The 740-nt window shown below is 76.9% G+C and carries 1 protein-coding gene; it reads right to left on the bottom strand.

Going from position 1 to position 740, the window contains the following annotated elements:
* Nucleotides 1-724, bottom strand: a 724-nt coding sequence (locus B7767_RS38810; RefSeq protein WP_306298046.1) for an FAD-dependent monooxygenase, incomplete at its 3' end; no start/stop codon positions are given.
* Nucleotides 725-740 lie beyond the last annotated feature (16 nt).

The raw sequence follows: 740 nt of genomic DNA, 5'->3' as shown, positions 1-740 counted from the left end.
CGCCGAGCAGCGCGACCCGGTGGTCGGTCCAGCGTGCGGCGGGGTCGCGGTCGTGGATGTCGGTGACGACGACGTCGCCGGGGTCGGCGGCGCGCACCAGGTCGACCACGGGCGGGTACCAGCCCTCCAGCGCGGCGAGCAGGGCGTGCCGGGCCTCCTCGGGGCCCTTGGCCGGCCACTCCCCCTCCGCGGCGGTGATCTTGGCGGTCCAGTAGAGGGTGTCGTCGCCGACGGGGGCGACGAAGAGCTGGATGCCGCGGCCGTTGACGACGTGGCCGCGCTGTCCCAGCGCGGAGCCGCGGGTGCGTCCGCGCACCGAGGTGTAGCCGCGGTAGACGGGGGGGCCGTCGCCCAGCATGCGGCGCCGTACCGCGGAGTTGATGCCGTCGGCGCCGATCAGTACCTGGCAGGCGGCGGCGCCGCCGTCGGAGAAGCGGACGGTGACGTGGTCGTCGTGGCCGGTGTAGTCCTCGACGGTGGTGGCCATCCGCAGGGCGGCGCCCGCGGTGACGGCCTCGTCGAGCAGGGCCCGGTGCAGCGCCGAGCGCAGGACGGGCATCGGCCGGCCGGCGGCTGCGAGGGGTTCCTCGGCGAGGACCGTTCCCCGGGCGTCCATCAGGACGCGCACCTCGTCGGGGGCGGTGGTGTGCCCGGTGGCCCGGACGCGGGCTCCGACGCCCGCGCCGAGCGCGTCGGCGGCGCGCAGGCCGTTGGGCTGGATCATGAGTCCCGAGCCGCCC

The organism is Streptomyces sp. 13-12-16 (assembly GCF_002114215.1).
Lineage (GTDB): Bacteria > Actinomycetota > Actinomycetes > Streptomycetales > Streptomycetaceae > Streptomyces.
The sequence above is the reverse complement of the archived record's forward strand: the minus strand, read 5'-3'. Positions and strand labels throughout refer to the sequence as shown.